General features: G+C 70.3%; 14 protein-coding genes. 7 read left to right on the top strand and 7 right to left on the bottom strand.

All coding sequences use genetic code 11. The features are described 5' to 3' along the window. Positions 1–154 precede the first annotated feature (154 nt). Entirely contained in the window at positions 155–1,144 is a 990-nt protein-coding gene (locus tag MKK63_RS01650; RefSeq protein WP_243998093.1) for a sterol desaturase family protein, read from the top strand. Between the two features lie 2 nt (positions 1,145–1,146). Then, on the top strand, positions 1,147–2,277 hold the full coding sequence (locus tag MKK63_RS01645) for a GNAT family N-acetyltransferase (protein ID WP_243998091.1): 1,131 nt from the start codon (positions 1,147–1,149) through the stop codon (positions 2,275–2,277). 8 nt (positions 2,278–2,285) lie between these two features. Here MKK63_RS01645 and MKK63_RS01640 read toward each other — a convergent pair whose 3' ends face one another. Continuing rightward, on the bottom strand, positions 2,286–3,440 hold the full coding sequence (locus MKK63_RS01640; protein WP_243998089.1) for an aminotransferase class V-fold PLP-dependent enzyme: 1,155 nt from the start codon (positions 3,438–3,440) through the stop codon (positions 2,286–2,288). Positions 3,441–3,598: 158 nt separating this feature from the next. On the opposite strand from MKK63_RS01640, the gene glp reads away from it, so the two are divergent. Continuing rightward, positions 3,599–4,834, top strand: a complete 1,236-nt coding sequence (gene glp, locus MKK63_RS01635) for a gephyrin-like molybdotransferase Glp (protein ID WP_243998088.1) — start codon at positions 3,599–3,601, stop codon at positions 4,832–4,834. 66 nt (positions 4,835–4,900) lie between these two features. Then, positions 4,901–5,773, top strand: a complete 873-nt coding sequence (locus tag MKK63_RS01630) for a 4-(cytidine 5'-diphospho)-2-C-methyl-D-erythritol kinase (protein ID WP_243998086.1) — start codon at positions 4,901–4,903, stop codon at positions 5,771–5,773. Positions 5,774–5,785: 12 nt separating this feature from the next. On the opposite strand, the gene MKK63_RS01625 is transcribed toward MKK63_RS01630, so the two are convergent. Both MKK63_RS01625 and MKK63_RS01620 read right to left on the bottom strand, forming a co-directional pair. Next, positions 5,786–6,265, bottom strand: coding sequence for a hypothetical protein (locus MKK63_RS01625; protein WP_243998084.1), 480 nt, complete (start codon positions 6,263–6,265; stop codon positions 5,786–5,788). Then, on the bottom strand, positions 6,262–8,079 hold the full coding sequence (locus MKK63_RS01620) for a chloride channel protein (RefSeq protein ID WP_243998081.1): 1,818 nt from the start codon (positions 8,077–8,079) through the stop codon (positions 6,262–6,264). Before MKK63_RS01620 ends, MKK63_RS01625 begins: the two co-directional genes overlap by 4 nt. 153 nt (positions 8,080–8,232) lie before the next feature. On the opposite strand from MKK63_RS01620, the gene MKK63_RS01615 reads away from it, so the two are divergent. After that, a complete protein-coding gene (locus MKK63_RS01615; protein WP_243998079.1) occupies positions 8,233–8,661 on the top strand; it encodes a MarR family winged helix-turn-helix transcriptional regulator in 429 nt (142 codons plus the stop codon). A gap of 126 nt (positions 8,662–8,787) precedes the next feature. Here the strand turns inward: MKK63_RS01615 and MKK63_RS01610 are convergent, their stop codons facing one another. Further along, positions 8,788–9,807 carry a polyprenyl synthetase family protein gene (locus tag MKK63_RS01610; protein WP_243998167.1) on the bottom strand — a complete coding sequence of 340 codons (1,020 nt, stop codon included), beginning with the start codon at positions 9,805–9,807 and terminating at the stop codon, positions 8,788–8,790. A gap of 156 nt (positions 9,808–9,963) precedes the next feature. Between MKK63_RS01610 and MKK63_RS01605 the strand changes: the two genes are divergently transcribed. Together MKK63_RS01605 and MKK63_RS01600 are read left to right on the top strand one after the other, a co-directional pair. Further along, positions 9,964–10,188 (top strand): DUF2007 domain-containing protein, encoded by a 225-nt coding sequence (locus tag MKK63_RS01605; RefSeq protein WP_243998077.1) that lies wholly within the window; start codon positions 9,964–9,966, stop codon positions 10,186–10,188. After that, a complete protein-coding gene (locus MKK63_RS01600) occupies positions 10,185–10,937 on the top strand; it encodes a tRNA1(Val) (adenine(37)-N6)-methyltransferase (RefSeq protein WP_243998074.1) in 753 nt (250 codons plus the stop codon). Before MKK63_RS01605 ends, MKK63_RS01600 begins: the two co-directional genes overlap by 4 nt. 9 nt (positions 10,938–10,946) lie before the next feature. Here MKK63_RS01600 and MKK63_RS01595 read toward each other — a convergent pair whose 3' ends face one another. The 3 genes from MKK63_RS01595 to MKK63_RS01585 all read right to left on the bottom strand — a co-directional run bounded on the left by MKK63_RS01595 (position 10,947) and on the right by MKK63_RS01585 (position 12,851). Continuing rightward, complete coding sequence (locus tag MKK63_RS01595) at positions 10,947–11,258, bottom strand: hypothetical protein (protein ID WP_243998072.1); 312 nt, start codon at positions 11,256–11,258, stop codon at positions 10,947–10,949. A 29-nt stretch (positions 11,259–11,287) separates the two neighbouring features. Then, positions 11,288–11,962 carry a trna delta -isopentenylpyrophosphate transferase gene (locus MKK63_RS01590; RefSeq protein WP_243998070.1) on the bottom strand — a complete coding sequence of 225 codons (675 nt, stop codon included), beginning with the start codon at positions 11,960–11,962 and terminating at the stop codon, positions 11,288–11,290. Positions 11,963–12,044: 82 nt separating this feature from the next. After that, positions 12,045–12,851, bottom strand: a complete 807-nt coding sequence (locus tag MKK63_RS01585; RefSeq protein ID WP_243998068.1) for a class I SAM-dependent methyltransferase — start codon at positions 12,849–12,851, stop codon at positions 12,045–12,047. Positions 12,852–13,467: the final 616 nt, after the last annotated feature.

The following is a 13,467-nucleotide window of genomic DNA, read 5'->3' as shown; positions in this document are numbered from 1 at the left end:
CAAAACCAATGTTTGACAGACGATTGGCGGGGCAAAATAGTCCGATGCTTACGGATGGTATGCGGAGCAAACGATTGGGGCCAACATTGGTCCGGTTGCATCTGAATGGTGCGGGCGTGGATCGGCGCCGAATGGCCGAAGGAAACGCGTAGACATGGATGTCGCCGATTTTATCCAGCGAATCGCCGCGAAGCTCTCGGGCGAGAACCTGCTCGCCGCCGGCCTGCTGTTCGCGACGGCGCTGATCTGCGCCCTGATCGCCTACCTGCGCACGGCCGAAAAATACTCGTTCGCCGAGTTCTTCGAATTCACGCTTCCGCGGGAGGTGTTGACCCACCCCTCCGCGCGGGCGGACCTGCTGTTCTACATCACCCGCAAGGCGATCATGCCGTTCCTGCTGATCCCGGCAGGCGTGACCTTCGTGGTCGCGGTCGGCTACGCCACCAACCGGGTGCTGGGCGCGCTGTTCGGGATCGATCAGCCGATCCTCGGCGAGCCCGGGCCGGTCACCGTGGTGGTGTTCACCGCCACGATGCTGCTGGCCTACGACCTGTCCTACTACCTCTACCACACGGCCCAGCACCGCTACCCGTTCCTGTGGGAGCTCCATAAGGTCCACCACTCGGCCGAGGTGATGGTCGGGATCACCAAGGACCGGGTCCATCCCCTGGATGAGCTGATGAACCGCGCCTGGGACGGCGTGATCCCCGGCATCTGCTTCGGGATCTGGAGCCTGCTGGCGCTGAACCCGGTCGAGCTGACGGTGTTCGGCCTCAACGTTTACATCATGCGCAACATCCTGATGATGGACTTCGTGCGCCACACGCATTTCAAGATCTCGTTCGGGCGGCTCAACACGATCATCCTATGCCCGCACTGGCACCAGCTCCACCATTCCACGGCGCCGGAACATTACGACAAGAATTTCGGCCTGCTGTTTTCGTTCTGGGACCGGGTGTTCGGAACCCTCTGCATCCCGAAGCCCAATGAGGATTTCAAGTTCGGCCTCGTCGATCGGGACGTGGCAGATTACCAGTCCCTGTCGGGGCTCTACGTGCTGCCGTTGAAGAAGATGGGCCGGCGGATCGCGCGGCAGGTGCGGCGCCTGCGCGGTGTGCCGGCTCGGTCGCGGTCGGGGGCCTGACCATGGCGACCGAGCGTTTCGAGACGGTCCGCACCGCCGGGCGGCTGGCGGAGGTCGGCCCGGCTTGGACCAAACTGTGGGCGGCGAGCGGCGCCTTGGTGTTTCAGAGCCCCGCCTGGATCTCCGCCTGGTGGGCGAGCGCGCCCGACCGGGAGCGCCGGGCGCTCGCCATCGTGCTGGCGTGGCGGGGCGACGATCTCGTCGGCGTGCTGCCGCTCGCCACCGTCCGCCTGAAGGGGTTCCGGGTGCTCGAATGGGCCGCCAAGGACTGCTCGGATTTCGGCGACGCGCTGCTCGCCGACCGGACCGACCGCGACCTCGTTCAGCAGATGTGGCGCTACGCCGGGCAGGCTGGCGGTTTCGATCTGGCCTATCTCAACCGGCTCCTGCCGGATGCCGTGGCCCGCACGCTGCTCCAGCCGGAGGGCGGCGGGGTCCGGCTGCGCCTGAACCACCGCGACGAGGCGAATTGGCGGGTGCGCGGCTCCTGGACGACCGGACAGGCGTGGTTCGATGCACAGTCGAAGAAGACCCGGCAGAACTACCGGCGCGGCCAGAAAGCCTTGAGCGAGCGCGGCCCCCTTGTCTTCCGCCTGCTTGGACCGGAAGAGCCCCTGGGGCCGGTGCTCGACCGGCTGACCACCTTCAAGCGCGCTTGGCTCCAGCGCCACGGCCTCGCCTCCACGGCCTTCTACGACGCGGGCTCGGGAGCGTTGCCCGCCATGGTGCAGGTACTGGCCGAGGCAGGCTTGCTGCACGCCTTCGTGCTGGAATGCGGCGGCGCCGACGTGGCCGTGTCGATCAACTTCGTCCAGTCCGGCGCGATGATGGCCTTCGTCACCACCTACGATCCGGAGGTCGAGCGCGCTTCGCCCGGCATGGTGCTGATGATAGACTACATCATGTGGTCGATCGACCGCGGGCTGCACACGGTGGATTTCCTCTGCGGCGACGAGGGGTTCAAGAGCCGGTTCGGCACCGAGGCCCTGACCCTGGCCTCGATGACGGGCGCGCGCACACCACGGGGTACGGCGGCGCAGCTCGTGGACCGGGCGCAGCACGCATGGCGCCGACGCTTCGGCAAGCGGGGGGACGCGGTCAGGCAGGCCCCGGCGGCGGAAATCGCGGCGTGACGGTCGGGCTACGCCGCGCCGCCCCGGCCGCCGAGGCCGTCCCGGATCGCCGCGACGCAGCGGGCAAGGTCGTCGTCGTTCACCCAGACATGGGGGCTCAGTCGCAGAGCTCCGGCGCGTTCGCTCGCGAAGACCCGTTCGCGGCGCAGGCCTTCGACGAAGCTGGCGGGTAGCCCGCCCGGCCGCCGCACGCCGAGAATGTGGGGTGCCCGCAGGTTTCGCGGCGCAATCTCGAGACCGAGCGCATCGAGCGCATCTGCAAGCCGGTCCGTCAGCCCGCGCAGGCGGGCCGCACCGGCCGGCACGCCCCAGCCGGCGAGCAGTTCCAGCCCGGCTGCTGCCATCGGGAGTGCCACGGGATCGTTGAGCTCGCCCCGATCGTAGCGCCGCGCGCCCACGGCCGCCGGACGGTTGCCGACATGCTCGTCGAGCGCCGTGCCGTCCTGCCGGTGCGGCGCCGCGTACAGGAAGGCGAGGCCGTAGGGTCCCAGCGCCCATTTGTAGGTCGGGAACGCCAGGAAATCGGGGCGCCAGCGAGCCACATCCACCGGGATGGCACCGACCGCCTGCGTCGCATCGATCACCAGGGCCGCACCGGTCGCGTGGACCGCCGGCGCGAGGCGGTCGAGGTCGATCAGGCTCCCGTCGGTCCAGTGCAGGGGCGTCAGGGTGGCGAGCGCGAGCGGCGGCGCACCCGGACGGGCGATCGCGGCGAGGAGCGCTGCGGTCCAGTCGCCATCCGGGGGACGCGCGACCTCCTCCACGGTCAGACCCTGCGCGGCAGCCAGCCTGTCGAAGGCGAAGCGCAGGGACGGGAACTCGTCGGCCACCCGCAGCAGGCGGCCACCGGGGATCGGCGCGAGGTTGCGTGCGGCTATTGCCATGGCGTGGCTGACCGCGCCGACGATCGCGACATCGTCCGGCCCTGCACCGATCAGCCCGGCCGCCGCGGTCCGAGCCCGCTCGACCTGGGCGGGAATCCCCTCGCGCGGATGGTCCCAAGGTCGGCTCTTGGTCAGGAGGCCGGTCTCCCCGACGGCGTGCACGACCCGCGGCAGCGGCGACCACGCGGCCGCATCGAGGTAGCTGACCGCCTCCGGCACCTCGAACAGGTGGCGCTGGCAGGGGAGTTCCTGGGCTGTCGGGCGAGCGGGATTGGGCATGGCGAACCGGATCGTAGCGGATCGGACCTGTGCGGGCGATGATTCGCGCCGCCGCCCGGGACTTGATCGCGCGATGCCGATGCCGCAAGCCGGCCTCTCCACCGCCCGCGAGGCCGCCCCGTGCCGACCCGCCTGCCCCAGCCTGATCCCGTGCTATCATGGGTCGCCTGAGTTCCGACTGCTTCGATACGGCGCCCGCACCCCTGCGGGTCGCCGATGCGGTGGCGTCGATCCGGGCGCGCCTTCCGGTGCTCGCCGGCATCGAGACCGTGCCGCTGGCGGGCGCAGACGGCCGGATCCTCGCCGAGGATCTGATCGCGCCGCTCGACCTGCCGCCCTTCGACAACGCCGCGGTGGACGGCTACGCCTTCCGGACCGTCGATCTCGCCCCCGGAGCGGACAGCCTGCCCCTCGGCGGCCGGGTGCCGGCGGGCCACCCGCCCGTCGAGGCCGGGACGGGCCATGCGGTGCGGATCTTCACCGGGGCACCGATGCCCCCGGGCACCGATACCGTGGCCATGCAGGAGGATGTCCGGATTGACGGCGACGCCGTACGCCTGCCAGCGGGCCTCGCGCCGGGCGCCAATCGGCGCCGGGCCGGCGAGGACATCGCCCGCGGCAGCCGTGCGATCCCCGCCGGGATCCGGCTCGGGCCGCGGCATCTGGCGCTCGCCGCCGCGCTCGGGCGCGCCGATCTGCGCCTGCGCGTACCTCTGCGAGTCGCGCTGTTCTCCACAGGCGACGAGCTGACGCCGCCGGGCGAGCCCCTGCCGCCGGCCGGCATCCACGATGCGAACCGGCCGATGCTCGCCGCGCTGCTGCGGCGGCTCGGCGCCGACCCCCACGATCTCGGCATCCTGCGCGATGTGCCGGGGCAGGTACGCGACCGCCTCGCGGCGGCGGCCGCGGAGCACGACCTGATTCTGACCTCCGGGGGCGTCTCGGTCGGGGAGGAGGATCACGTCCGTGCCGCCGTCGAGACCTCCGGGTCGCTCACGCTCTGGCGCCTCGCGATCAAGCCGGGCCGTCCGGTCGCGCTCGGAACCGTGGCGGGCACGCCGTTCATTGGGCTACCGGGCAACCCGGCCGCCGCCTACGTGACCGCGATCGCCGTGCTCAAGCCCCTGGTCCTGCACCTTTCGGGAACGGAGGATACGACGCTGGCGCTCACCGTGCGCAGCGGTTTCGCCCTGCAGAAACGCGCCGGCCGGCGGGAATACCTACGGGTGTGCCTGCGCCCCGGCGAGGCCGGAATGCCCGAAGCCGTCCTCGTGCCGGGGGGCGCGCTCACCGGTCTGTCGGCGAGCGACGGGCTGGTCGAACTCGCCGAGGACCTGACCGCGATCCGCGTCGGCGATGCACTGCCTTACCGGCCGCACGGGGATCTCGGCTGAGCTGTTGTTCTCGGCTTCCAAGTTGTAGAGCGTCGCTCCATTCGGCAGCGACCCATTCGAGATCCCGTGCCCCTGCTTGCAGACCGCGCCCCCGCCAAGGTCAATCTGACGCTCCACATCCTCGGGCGGCGGGCGGATGATGGCTACCACGCGTTGGAGAGCCTCGTGGCCTTCGCGGGCACCGCCGACCGGCTGACCCTCGATCCCACTGCTCCCCTCGGGCTGACCGTTTCGGGTCCGACCGCCGGGCCGGCCGGCCCCACCGACGACAACCTCGTCCTGCGCGCGGCGCGTCACCTCGCAGCGCGCGTGCCGGGTCTTCGCACGGGCGCCTTCCACCTGACCAAGCGCCTCCCGGTGGCCGCCGGAATCGGCGGGGGCTCGTCCGACGCCGCTGCGGCTTTGCGCCTGCTCGCGTGCCTCAACGGGCTGTCGCGCGACGATGCGGCCGTTGTCGCGGCGGCGCGGGAGACGGGGGCCGACGTTCCGGTCTGTCTGGATCCGCGGGCTCGCATGATGTGCGGCGTCGGCGAGCAGATCGGCGCTCCGCTCGATCTCGCGCCGCTACCGGCGGTGCTGATCAATCCCGGCGTTCCGGTGCCGACGGCGCCGGTGTTCAAGGCGCTGGGACTCGCAGTCGGGCAGAGCCTGCCCGGGGCGGAGCATCCCGTGATCGGCCAGGGGCTCGGCGGCGACGCCCTGGTGGCGGCCATCGGCCCGGCGCGCAACGATCTGGAGCCGCCGGCCCTCACGGTGGCACCGGTGATCGGGACCGTGCTGGCCGCTTTGCGCGACCGCGGCTGCCGGCTTGCGCGGATGTCGGGCTCCGGCGCGACGGTGTTCGCGCTATTCGCCGATCGGCGTGGGGCGGTGCGGGCGGCCGCGAGCCTGCGTGCCGCCCATCCGGATTGGTGGGTGGCGCCGACCTTCCTGCGCTGAGCCCCACCGGGTTCAGGCCGGTTCCGCCGCGTAGACAGTGACGACACCGCCCGCCGCCGGCACGACCACGCGCCAGCAGCGAGCATGCGGCAACTCCCCAGGATCGATCACGCTTGCGACACCGCTGACGACATTGAAGGTCGCCGAGCGCCCGGACTCGTCGCGGCCGCACAGATAGGCGCTGCCGTCCCCGATATGGAGCGCCGCCGGAGCATCGGCGACCGGCCCGAAGGCGGTGTCGCCGATCGCCCCGCTGGGCGCCAGGACGGCGCCTTGCAATTCGAGGACGTCGACGTCGCTGGCGAGATCGGACAGGATGGGCAGATCGCCGTTGCCGCCGCGCCGGTTGAGCAGCAGCGCCTCCCGCCGCCCCGCCCGGACAACGACGAGGGCGAGGTCCGGCCCGTCGGTGCCGGCCGCAAGATAGCAGGCGCCGGGCTTGAGCCGATCCAGGCCGATCGTCCGTCCGGCGATACGAATCTCCACACTCATGCTCCTGATCCCGCGCGGCGCTCGCCTCGGCGTCTTCGGAAGAACGCACGGCGCTCGGCCTCGGCCTGCACCACGGTCGCGCGCACCTGCAGCAGGTCCTTGCGGGTCAGCAGGCCGACCAAGCGCCCACTCTGCGGATCGGTGACCGGTAGGCGGCCCTGTCCGGCCGAAAGCATCACGTCGAGCGCATGCGAGACGACGTCGCCCGGATGGACCGTCGCCAGATCGGCGTCCGACACGCGCTCGCCGAGCGTATCCGCCACCGGATCGCTGTCCTGCTCCTCCAGGGTCCATCGCAGGGCGTCGCCGCGCGAGACCAGCCCCACCGGCCGTCCCACCGCATCGACGACCGGGTAGGCATGATGGGCGCCCGCCTCGATGGCGGCCAGCGCCTCCGTCAGCGGCAGCTCGGCGCCCAGGCTGTCCACCGCCTGGGTCATCACGGCCCCGACCCGGGTGAGATCGTAGGGGTCGATCCCGTATTCCCGGGTGATGTGCTGGCCGCGCCGGGCGATCTTCTCCGTGAGGATCGAGCGCTTGAGGAGCAGCACGGTCACCGCGTAGGCCGTCATGGTCGCGGCCAGCAGCGGCGCGAGCGCGGCGACATCGCCGGTCACCTCGACCGCGAAGACCACGCCCGTGAGCGGCGCCGGCAGCGTGCCGCCGAGCATCGCGGCCATGCCGATCAGCGCCCAGAACCCGTGCACCCCCGGCAGCAGGAGGCCGATGAGCCATCCCACGGCACCGCCCAGGATCAGCAGCGGCGCGAGCACGCCCCCGGAGGTGCCCGACGACAGGGCCGCGAGCCAGATCACCGCCTTGACCGCCAGGATCGTCACGACCGCGCCGGCCTGCATATGCCCGGACAGCAGTTCGTGGATGACATCGTAGCCGACGCCGAGCGCCCGGGGCTCGACGAGGCCCCCGAGGCCTACCACGACGGCACCGAGCGCAGGCCACCACATCCAGTGCAGCGGGAGCTTGCCGAACCCGTCCTCCAGCGCATAGAGCGCCCGGGTCAGCACACCCGAGATCAGGCCGCAGGCGATGCCCAGAGCCGCGCAGGCCGGCAGGCCCCACCAGGGCAATATCGGGTTGTCGGCGAAGGGAAAGAGCGGGCCCGCCCCGAACAAAGCCGGCCGCCAGCAGGCCGCCGTCACCGCCCCGACCGAGACCGGAACGAGGCTGCGCGGGCGCCACTCGAACAACAGCACCTCGACCGCCAGCAGCACGGCCGCCACCGGCGTCCCGAAGATCGCCGTCATGCCGGCGGCGGCGCCCGCCACCAGGAGCGTCTTCCGCTCTGCGGCGCTCAGGTGGAAGAACTGCGCGAACAGCGAGCCGACCGCGCCCCCCGTGACGATGATCGGTCCTTCGGCGCCGAACGGTCCGCCGGTTCCGATCGCCACCGCGGAGGAGAGCGGCTTGAGCACCGCGACCTTCGGAGACATCCGGCTTCCACCGATCAGGATGGCCTCCATGGCCTCCGGGATGCCATGCCCGCGGATCTTCTCGGAGCCGTAACGCGCCATGGCGCCGACGATCAGGGCGCCGATCACCGGGATCGCCACCATCCAGGGGCCCGGAGCGGCGCCGGCGAGGGAGGTCAGGGCTGTGTCGAAGCGGCCGTACCACGCGACATTGGTTACGAGGCCGATCAGCGTGAGCAGGATCCAGGCGGTGCCGCTCGCCGCGGTGCCGGTCACGATGGCCATCCCGGCCAGGATCACCACGCGCCGATCGGCGCTGAAGTCGCCCAGCGCCCGGCGGTGCGGCCCGCGACCGCCACGCTCGAACTTTTGCCCGCCCCCCATCGAGGCCTCCTCTTCCGTCGCCAGATTATTTGTATCGTAATACGATATATTTTGGGACGGATCTACGGGCGGGTGGAACGGACGGCCGTCGTCCGGCATGGGACGCGCAGGGGGCCATGGGGTTAAGGAGGCGCTGAAAGCTGAGGTGCTGCCATGGACGCCGATTCATCGGGCGCCGAGACGTTGTCATCGGAGCAATATGCGGCCCTGGCGGATTTCCGGTTCCGCCTCCGGCGCTTCCTGGCCTTCAGCGAGGCGGCCGCGGGACGGGCGGGGCTGCCGCCGCAGCAGCATCAGGCCCTGCTCACCCTCGCCGGGCATGTCGGGCGCAACCCTGCCACGGTCGGATTGCTGGCGGAGCAGTTGCTCATCGCGCCCCACAGCGCGGCCGAACTCGTCGCCCGCATGGTGGAGGCCGGGTTGTTGAGCAAGACGCGGGCTGCCGAGGACCGGCGTCGGAGCGAGCTGGCGCTCACACCCCGCGCCGAGGCGCTGCTGCGGACCCTGACAGCGGCTCATCTGGAGGAGCTACGAGGATTGGCCCCCGCTTTGGCCGAGGCACTGGCGTCCGCGGCGCGTTGACACAGAGCATGCCCGTCCCAGTGGCCCTGTCCGGTCTATATGCCGTGGTGCGGGTTGCACCGAACACCCTCTTTGGCGACGCCGGCAGACTTGATCAGTCGATCGGAAACGATGTGGAGCGCCGCCTCAACGCGCCCGCGCCACGCAGAACTCGATCGCCCCGTTGAGCGCCGCCTTCACCGGACCGTCCGGAAAGATATCCAGGGCCGCCCGGGCCTCGGCGCCGTACTGGTGGGCGCGGGCCACCGTTTCCTCCAGGGCGCCGTGGCGCTGGAGCAGGTCGAGGGCCGTCTCCTGATCGCCGTCGCGGATCTCGCCCTGCTGAAGGGTCCGCCGCCAGAAGCCGCGCTCGCCCTCGCTGCCCCGGCGATAGGCCAGCACGATCGGCAGCGTGATCTTGCCCTCGCGAAAATCGTCGCCGACGTTCTTGCCGAGTTCGGCCGAGGTGCCGCCGTAATCCAGCACGTCGTCGATCAACTGGAAGGCGATGCCGAGGCTCATGCCGTAGGCGCGCGCCGCCGCCTGCTCGACCTCGGGGCGTGCCGCAAGGACGGGCCCGACCTCGCAGGCGGCCGCGAACAACTCGGCGGTCTTGCCGCGGATCACCGCGAGGTAGGCGGCCTCGTCGGTCTCCAGATTCTTGGCGTTGGTGAGCTGCATCACCTCGCCCTCGGCGATAACCGTGGCGGCGGCCGAGAGGATGTCGAGCGCCCGAAGCGAGCCGACTTCCACCATCATCCGGAAGGCTTGGCCAAGCAGGAAATCGCCGACCAGCACCGAGGCCTCGTTGCCCCACTTGATCCGGGCGGCGACCCGGCCGCGGCGCATGTCACTCTCGTCGACCACGTCGTCGTGCAGGAGCGTGGCGGTGTGCATGAACTCGACGCTGGCGGCGAGCTTCACGTCGCCGTCCGTGTCGCCCGCGTATCCGCAGAGCTTGGCACAGGCGAGGGTCAGGATCGGGCGCAGGCGCTTGCCGCCGGAGGCGATCAGGTGGTTGGCCACCTCCGGGATCATCGTCACCTCCGAGCCCGTCCGCGACAGGATCGTGGTGTTGACCCGCGCCATGCCGTCCGCCACCAGCGCGACGAGGTCGTTCAACCCCGCCTCGATCTCAGGCTTCGGGTTCTCGATGGAGAGGGCCATACCCAAGATGCGTGACCTCCAGACCGGTTCCGCCCTGGGCGGAGGGCGATCCCTTCGCACGGGCCTCGCGGCGCCGCAACATCGGCTCCCCTGCGATATGGGTCGCCCGGGGCGCGGTGCCGACGCGGCGAAACCGCCGGCCCTCGGGGGACACTGATGGTCGAGCTGATCCGGGCCAACGACGTCGTGCTGATCGGGTTCGCCCGCACGATCCTCGAAGCGGCCGAGATCCCGGTCCTCGTGGCCGACAGTCAGATGAGCCTGATGGAGGGGTCGATCGGCATGTTCGGGCAGCGGCTGCTGGTGCCACGTGACCTCGAAGCCCAGGCGCGGCGCCTGCTCACGGATGCCGGCCTCGCCCATGAGCTGCGCCAGCCGTGACGGAGGCGCCGGACGCCTTCCTGGGCGGGCGCCTGCGGTTGCATCAGCCAGCGCGTGGGGCACACCGGGCGGGGACCGACGCGGTGCTGCTCGCCCGCCTTCTCATCCCGGCCCCCGAGGATCGATTGTGTGATGTCGGAGCCGCAACCGGAGCCGTCGGGCTTGCCTGTGCCGCACTGGTTCCCGGCCTCCGGCCGACCCTCGTCGAGCGCGACCCCGATCTTGCCGCACAGGCTCGGACGAACGCCGCGCTGAACGGGATCGATGCCCGCGTGATCGAAGCCGACGTGCTCGCCCCCGCGACGGATCGCCGCGCCGCCGGTCTGATGCCGGACAGTTTCGACGTGGTGTTGACGAACCCCCCGTACTTCTCGGCCGGCCACCACCGGGCCTCGCCGCATCCTGGCCGGGCTGCGGCGCATACTTTCGCCGGTGATGCCTCCGGGGAGGCGCTGGACGCCTGGATCCGCACCTGCACGGCGATCCTGCGGCCGGGCGGGCGGCTGGGGCTGATCCATCGGGCCGACGTTCTCGCAGAGTGCCTGCAAACCCTTCGGGGCCGCTACGGCGGTCTGGCGATCCGTCCGGTCCATCCCCGCGCCGAGGCGCCGGCGATCCGGATCCTGATCAGCGCCGTCAAGGGAAGCCGCGCCGCGCTGCGCTTACAGCCACCCCTCATTCTGCACGGACCGGATGGCGCCTTCACGCCGGAAGCCGCCGAACTCCACGGGGTACCACCGCGCTGCTGATCCAACCGGTCACGCCGCCAGAGCGGCGGGCTCGACATCCCCGATCCCCAGGAAACGCTCGACCTCCGGGAGATCCGCGAAGGCCAGGAATTCCGGGCGGAGTGGCGCCGGCAAGCCCTCGAAGTTCAGCCCGGGGAATGTGTCGGGATGCGGGTAGAGCTGCCAAGCGGCGCCGGGCTCCACCGGTGGGAAAAGGATCGCGACCTTCTCGTCGCCCAGCCGGACGATCCGGGAGGGGCTGTACGACAGGGTCTCGATGCTCCAGCTTTGGTGGCTGTGTCCACGGGCCTTCATGGTGCGGCGGCGCGTCGCGCGGTGCATGGCGGTCTCCTTGGGTGGGGGGATATGGGTCAGGCGGCGCTGCGTCGGCCGGGGCGCTTCGGCCAGCCGAGCGCCACGAGGCGCGCCTTGGCGTAGTCGCGGACCTCGTCGCGGGTGCCGGGCGGCATCGCGGCGAGGATCGTCTGGGTGGCGCCGTCCAGCATCAGGTCGGTGACTGCGTTGATCGTCCCGGCCGCGTCGATCCGGCGCTTGAGGTCGCCCTCCGCCTCGGTGACCTCGTCGAAGGCGGGTGCCTCCTCGAAGTCCTCGTCGACTGCCCGGATCGGGAGCTGGTGGGCGCGGAACTCGTCGGCCTCCTCTTCCGAGTAGACGAGCCCATGCAGCTCGATGAGCTTGAGGATCACACGGTCCTTCCCGCGTTTCTCCGCCATGGCGTAAACGTAGGCCGCCTGCTTGCCGGAGACGCGGTAGTTCACGTTCACCAGCGCCTCGCCCATCGACCACTCGACCCGCTCGGTCCCCGGCTTCGCGCCCGGCAGGCGGCCGGTGACGAGCATCACCGCCTCGTCGCGCTCGGCCCGGATGACCGTTGGCGGCTCGAACACGATCCCGGCTTGGGCGGCGATCCGCTCGAGCGTCTTGTGGTAGATGACGGCCGTCCCCTGAACCCGCCAGACGTTGCCCCCGAAGGGTTCGCCGTAGCGGACGAGGATGTCGGCGATCTGCTTGTCGGCGGTGCGCATGCGGGGCTCGTTCCGGGAGGATGAGGCCACGTCGTCCACAGCTTTCTCAGGCGACGCTCTTTTGTTCTCTTTTTGTTCGTACCTATATGCGTGCTTGCTCCGTCACGTGCAAGGGGCGTCGGACGATCGCTCCGCGCTTCCGATGATCCCCTCCGCCGTCGACGCGGTGATCCGGCGGACATCTGCCCTTCTGCCATTCCATGACATGAAAGTATGGTGCTCGGCGGTGCAGCCGGATTCTTTCCGGGTCGCCACCGGTCGGAAGCGGCTCGTCGAAATGGGTCAAGCGCAGCCCTGAGCCAAGCAGGGGCTTCATGTACGCGCGGAAGGGACGGTGCCAGTTCCGGATTTTGATCCCGCGCCAGCGGACCCACTCGGCGCGCGTGACCATATACTCATCGAGTATGAAAGAGCGCGAGCCGTCATCGCGCTTGTGCCAATCACCGGCCGTGTTGAAGCTATTGAGATTGGCGATCACCAGAGCGCCACTGGGCCTCAGCACGCGGGCCATTTCTGCGATGGCAGCTTCGAGATCTTCGATATCGATCAGTGTTAGATAGCTGACGACGAGATCGAAGGTCTCATTTGCGAACGGAAGGGTCTCGGCCGTGGCAGCGAGGTAAGCGCCTGACGGATCACGGGCAATCGCGGCCTCCCGCAAGGCGCGCGTCGGCTCGACACCGACCGGCACGATACCCTCGGCCCGCAGCATCCGACAAAACCGGCCTTCTCCGCACCCAACATCGAGCGCTGTCCTGAAAGATCGAGCACGAACCCGCTCCAGCATCGGCGCATCGAGCACGTAGCGTCGACCGTAATCTCCATGCTCACCGAGTTCCGATATCCAGGCCGACGCAGATTCCTCCCATCCATTCGCTTGCGCACGCATCGCTATCACTCCGATTCCATGAGTCGTGCGGTACGGACTCTATGAGCTCGGCCTGACCGCCAGAACCCCAGGGGACGCACCATGCGTCATCGTCCCCGCGCGCTCGTCGCGCCGGGGGCATGGCCCAAGAAGCAACACGCGGGACGCGGGACGCCGCGGGAACCCAGGTGTCGGCCAAAAACGCGCGGGATCCGATCCCCGCGGCGCCCGCGGCATCGACCGGGCGTGGTCCCCGGCCGGTGCCGTCTTTCTCGTCGCGGCGTCTTGTCGGCGCCCCGGTCCTGCGACTCCCCGTTAGCGGTCTCGGGCGAGGTGCACGCACCCCCGGAACCCGCATCGGCGCCGCGGCCTTCCAGCCGTCCCCCGCCTCGTCGTGGGCGGGTCCGCAGGTCGCTCAGGGTCGGCCCATCCGCGGGTCGGTGCGGGGGTCATTTCCTCACCCCGCCGGGCAAACTTCCGCCGGGGCGCAACGCCATTCAAGAGAAGCGCGTTTCCCCTCCCCCTTGCGGAGAGGGGTTAGGGGTGGGGGTGGTTCAGGATCGAGCGTGACGGTGCCGTCTGCACCACCCCCACCTCCGGCTCCTCCCCGCAAGCTCGAGCGATCCCGGGCAAGCCC

This window comes from Methylobacterium sp. J-088 (genome assembly GCF_022829295.1).
GTDB lineage: Bacteria > Pseudomonadota > Alphaproteobacteria > Rhizobiales > Beijerinckiaceae > Methylobacterium.
The sequence above is the reverse complement of the archived record's forward strand: the minus strand, read 5'-3'. Positions and strand labels throughout refer to the sequence as shown.

What these genes read in the sequence shown, in the direction of transcription:
- MKK63_RS01645 (WP_243998091.1), top strand. Translation starts at nt 1,147, where the DNA reads ATGGCGACCGAGCGTTTCGAGACGGTCCGCACCGCCGGGCGGCTGGCG.
- MKK63_RS01640 (WP_243998089.1), bottom strand. Translation starts at nt 3,440, where the DNA reads ATGCCCAATCCCGCTCGCCCGACAGCCCAGGAACTCCCCTGCCAGCGC.
- MKK63_RS01595 (WP_243998072.1), bottom strand. Translation starts at nt 11,258, where the DNA reads ATGCACCGCGCGACGCGCCGCCGCACCATGAAGGCCCGTGGACACAGC.
- MKK63_RS01620 (WP_243998081.1), bottom strand. Translation starts at nt 8,079, where the DNA reads ATGGGGGGCGGGCAAAAGTTCGAGCGTGGCGGTCGCGGGCCGCACCGC.
- MKK63_RS01585 (WP_243998068.1), bottom strand. Translation starts at nt 12,851, where the DNA reads ATGCGTGCGCAAGCGAATGGATGGGAGGAATCTGCGTCGGCCTGGATA.
- MKK63_RS01615 (WP_243998079.1), top strand. Translation starts at nt 8,233, where the DNA reads ATGGACGCCGATTCATCGGGCGCCGAGACGTTGTCATCGGAGCAATAT.
- MKK63_RS01625 (WP_243998084.1), bottom strand. Translation starts at nt 6,265, where the DNA reads ATGAGTGTGGAGATTCGTATCGCCGGACGGACGATCGGCCTGGATCGG.
- MKK63_RS01610 (WP_243998167.1), bottom strand. Translation starts at nt 9,807, where the DNA reads ATGGCCCTCTCCATCGAGAACCCGAAGCCTGAGATCGAGGCGGGGTTG.
- glp (WP_243998088.1), top strand. Translation starts at nt 3,599, where the DNA reads ATGGGTCGCCTGAGTTCCGACTGCTTCGATACGGCGCCCGCACCCCTG.
- MKK63_RS01605 (WP_243998077.1), top strand. Translation starts at nt 9,964, where the DNA reads ATGGTCGAGCTGATCCGGGCCAACGACGTCGTGCTGATCGGGTTCGCC.
- MKK63_RS01650 (WP_243998093.1), top strand. Translation starts at nt 155, where the DNA reads ATGGATGTCGCCGATTTTATCCAGCGAATCGCCGCGAAGCTCTCGGGC.
- MKK63_RS01590 (WP_243998070.1), bottom strand. Translation starts at nt 11,962, where the DNA reads ATGCGCACCGCCGACAAGCAGATCGCCGACATCCTCGTCCGCTACGGC.